4 protein-coding genes are annotated in these 3,675 nt (G+C 66.5%); all 4 read left to right on the top strand.

All coding sequences use genetic code 11. The features are described 5' to 3' along the window. Positions 1–1,412: TonB-dependent receptor domain-containing protein (locus LO50_RS21985; RefSeq protein WP_044316367.1), on the top strand; the 1,412-nt coding region annotated here is incomplete at its 5' end. Between the two features lie 46 nt (positions 1,413–1,458). Further along, positions 1,459–2,028, top strand: a complete 570-nt coding sequence (locus LO50_RS21980) for a hypothetical protein (protein WP_015277759.1) — start codon at positions 1,459–1,461, stop codon at positions 2,026–2,028. Next, the gene (gene cobO, locus LO50_RS21975; RefSeq protein ID WP_044316366.1) at positions 2,025–2,636 is read left to right on the top strand and encodes a cob(I)yrinic acid a,c-diamide adenosyltransferase; all 612 of its coding nucleotides are present in this window, start codon (positions 2,025–2,027) and stop codon (positions 2,634–2,636) included. Before LO50_RS21980 ends, cobO begins: the two co-directional genes overlap by 4 nt. Positions 2,637–2,724: 88 nt before the next feature. Continuing rightward, a partial coding sequence (locus LO50_RS21970; protein ID WP_044316365.1) for a cobyrinic acid a,c-diamide synthase CobB occupies positions 2,725–3,675 on the top strand: 951 nt, incomplete at its 3' end.

The following is a 3,675-nucleotide window of genomic DNA, read 5'->3' as shown; positions in this document are numbered from 1 at the left end:
CCATCGGCGGGGTGATCCAGATATTCACCCGCAAGGGGCAAGGGCAGGGCGTCAAGCCGTTCTTCTCGGCCGGCTACGGCACCCATGACACCTACACGGGCAGCGCCGGTGTTTCCGGCGGCGACGGCCGTGGCTGGTACAGCTTGGGCGTCAGCGGCTCGGACACCGACGGCATCAACGTCAAGTCGGCGGATACCAGCGGCTACGAAAGCGATGCCGATGGCTATCGCAACCTGTCCGCGACGCTGAGCGCCGGATACCGCTTCGACAACGGCCTGGAGCTGGACGCCAACCTGCTGCAGGCCAAATCCCATAACGACTACGACAGCGTAAACCGGGCCCGCACGTCCGGTTTCGGCGCCAATGCCGATGGTGAGTCGAGGGTCTTCGGCACCCGTGCGCGCTTCAGTCCGCTGGAACCCTGGCTGGTGACGCTGCAGGCCGGGCGCAGCGAAGACAAATCGGATGCCTATCAGGACGGGCAGTTCTATTCACGCTTCGACAGCCGTCGCGACACGCTCAGCTGGCAGAACGATATCCAGCTGGCCGCGGGGCATACGCTGATCCTGGGTGCCGACCACCAGCGCGATGAGGTCAACGGCACCACGCTGTATGCCGAGGATTCCCGGGACAACGACGGCTATTTCGCTCAGTACTTGGGCGAGGTCGGTCGCCATGACTGGCAGCTGTCGCTGCGACGTGATGATAACGAGCAGTTCGGCCAGCACGACACCGGCAACATCGGCTACGGCTATGCGCTGACCGACTGGTTGCGCGGCACCATCAGCTATGGCACGGCATTCAAGGCGCCGACCTTCAACGAGCTGTATTTCCCCGACTACGGCAATCCCGAGCTGGATGCGGAAACCTCCGAGAGCCTCGAAGTCGGCCTTGCCGGGCAGCATGGCTGGGGCCACTGGGCGGTGAATGCCTATCGCACCGTGGTCGATGACCTCATCGCCTATGACGCCAGCATTTCCGCGCCAGCCAACGTACAGGAAGCGCGCATCCGCGGGGTCGAACTGGTGCTCGGCAGCCAGTTGCTCGGTTGGGACTGGAATGCCAACTACAGCCTGCTGGAACCGGAGAACCGCTCCGCCGGGGCCAACCGCGGCAACGAGCTGGCGCGACGGGCCAAGCAGCTATTCAACCTTGACCTCGACCGCCGGCTCGGTGCCTTCAGCATTGGCGCCAGCCTGCACGCCGAAGGGCAGCGTTACGACGACCTGGCCAACACCCGCGAGCTGTCCGGCTACGCCACCCTCGACCTGCGTGGCGAATACCGCATCACCCCGGAGTGGCGCCTGCAGGCGCGCGTCGCCAACCTGCTGGACGCCGACTTTGAGACCGCCGAGGGCTACAACCAGCCCGGCCAGGCCGCTTACCTGAGCGTGCGCTACCAGGCGCTGTAAGACCGCGGCGCGGGCATGTCGCCCGCGCCCACAGAAGGAGACTGCAATGATCAAGCTTGCCCCGAGATACCAGCTGCTGGTCGGCCTCGCGCTTGCCGCGCTGCTGGCCATGACCCGCGGACAGCACTTCGCCAGCGTGAACCTGCCCAGCGCGTCCTGGGCGGTGTTCTTCCTCGCCGGCGTGCTGGTGCGGCCGAAGTGGGTGTTTCCGGCACTGTTTCTCGAGGCTTCGCTGCTGGATTTCGCCGCCATCCAGTGGGCCGGTGTCAGCGACTGGTGCATGTCGCCGGCGTACTGGATGCTCGTGCCGGCATACGGTTCGCTGTGGCTGGGCGGTCGACTCTACGCCCGTCTGCATCGTGACCATTTCAGCAGCCTGGCGACCCTGGCGCTGTGCGTGATGGCGAGCGCCTTCGTTTGCTACCTGTTCTCCGGCGGCGGCTTCCTCTATTTCTCCGGGCGCTATCCCGAGCCGACCCTGGCGCTGCTGGCCGAGCGCATCGCCACCTATTACCCGCGCTACCTGTCGACCCTGGCGCTGTATGTCGGCGTCGCTGCGCTGCTGTTCGTCGGCCTGCGCGCCTGGGCCGGGCAGCGTGACGAGGCCCGCGCATGAGCGAGTCCAGCGAACGCGACGATCGCCACAAGGCACGCATGCAGCGCAAGAAGGCGCTGATCGACGAGAAGATTGCCGAGGCGCAGGACGAGTACGGCCTGCTGCTGGTGCACACCGGTAATGGCAAGGGCAAGAGCAGTTCGGCTTTCGGCATGGTGGCGCGTGCGCTCGGCCATGGCATCAAGGTCGGCGTGGTGCAGTTCATCAAGGGCGCGGCCAGCACCGGCGAGGAGGCGTTCTTCCGGCGCTTCCCGGACGAGGTGCGCTACCACGTGATGGGTGAGGGCTTCACCTGGGAAACCCAGGATCGCCAGCGTGATATCGCCAAGGCCCGCGAAGCCTGGGCGGTTGCGGCCGAGCTGCTGGCCGATCCCGAGATCGGCCTGGTGGTGCTCGACGAACTGAACATCGCGCTGAAGTACGGCTACCTGGAGCTGGCGCCGGTGCTTGCCGACATCGAGTCGCGGCCGCTGCTGCAGCACGTGGTGGTCACCGGCCGCGGCGCCCCGGACGGGCTGATCGAGGCGGCGGATACCGTCACCGAAATGGGCCTGATCAAGCACGCATTCAAGGCGGGTGTTAAGGCGCAGAAAGGTGTGGAGTTCTGATGATCGTTTCGACCAGTGACGGTGGATGGGTGACGCGTCATCCACCCTACGGCACCTGCCTGCGTGAAATGGTGAACGGGAGACCGCGATGACCAGTAGAAACTGCCCGGCGCTGTTGATCGCCGCACCTGCTTCCGGCCAGGGCAAGACCACAGTCACTGCCGCTCTGGCGCGGCTGCATGCGCGGCAGGGCAAGCGCGTGCGGGTGTTCAAATGCGGGCCGGACTTCCTCGATCCGATGATCCTCGCGCGTGCCAGCGGCAAGCCGGTCTATCAGCTCGACCTGTGGATGGTCGGCGAAGAGGAGTCGCGACGCCTGCTCTGGGAAGCGGCGGGCGAGGCCGACCTGATCCTGATCGAAGGGGTGATGGGCCTGTTCGATGGTTCGCCCTCGGCGGCTGATCTGGCGCGGCGCTTCGGCGTGCCGGTGCTGGCGGTTATCGATGGCTCGGCCATGGCGCAGACCTTCGGCGCCATGGCGCACGGGCTGAGCAGCTTCCAGCCGGACCTGCCGTTCGATGGCGTGCTGGCCAATCGGGTCGGCAGCGCCCGGCATGGCGAGATTCTGCGCGACAGCCTGCCGGAGTCGATCCGCTGGTACGGCGCCTTGCCGCGCAGTGCCGAGGTGGAACTGCCAAGCCGGCACCTGGGGCTGGTGCAGGCCGAGGAGCTGGCTGATCTGGACGCCCGTCTGGATGCCGCGGCAGATGCCCTGGCAGTCAGTGCGGACACCGAGTTGCCTGCCCCGGTCACTTTCGCCGCGCCGGCCAGTACGCCGCTCGAACCGCTGCTGGCGGGTGTGCGCATCGGCGTTGCACGCGATGCGGCCTTTGCCTTTCTCTACCAGGCCAATCTCGACTTGCTGCAGGCGTTGGGCGCCGAACTGCTGTTCTTCTCGCCAGTGCGTTTCGCCCGCTTGCCGGCCGTGGACAGCCTCTACCTGCCCGGCGGCTATCCCGAACTCCATCTGCGCGCATTGGGCCGGAACCGCCCGATGGCCGAGGCGATCCGTGCCCATCACGCCGCCGGCAAGCCGATC

Origin of the sequence: Stutzerimonas stutzeri (assembly GCF_000935215.1) — a bacterium.
Lineage (GTDB): Bacteria > Pseudomonadota > Gammaproteobacteria > Pseudomonadales > Pseudomonadaceae > Stutzerimonas.
This window is presented reverse-complemented; position numbering and strand designations above follow the sequence as displayed.

What these genes read in the sequence shown, in the direction of transcription:
- LO50_RS21980 (WP_015277759.1), top strand. Translation starts at nt 1,459, where the DNA reads ATGATCAAGCTTGCCCCGAGATACCAGCTGCTGGTCGGCCTCGCGCTT.
- cobO (WP_044316366.1), top strand. Translation starts at nt 2,025, where the DNA reads ATGAGCGAGTCCAGCGAACGCGACGATCGCCACAAGGCACGCATGCAG.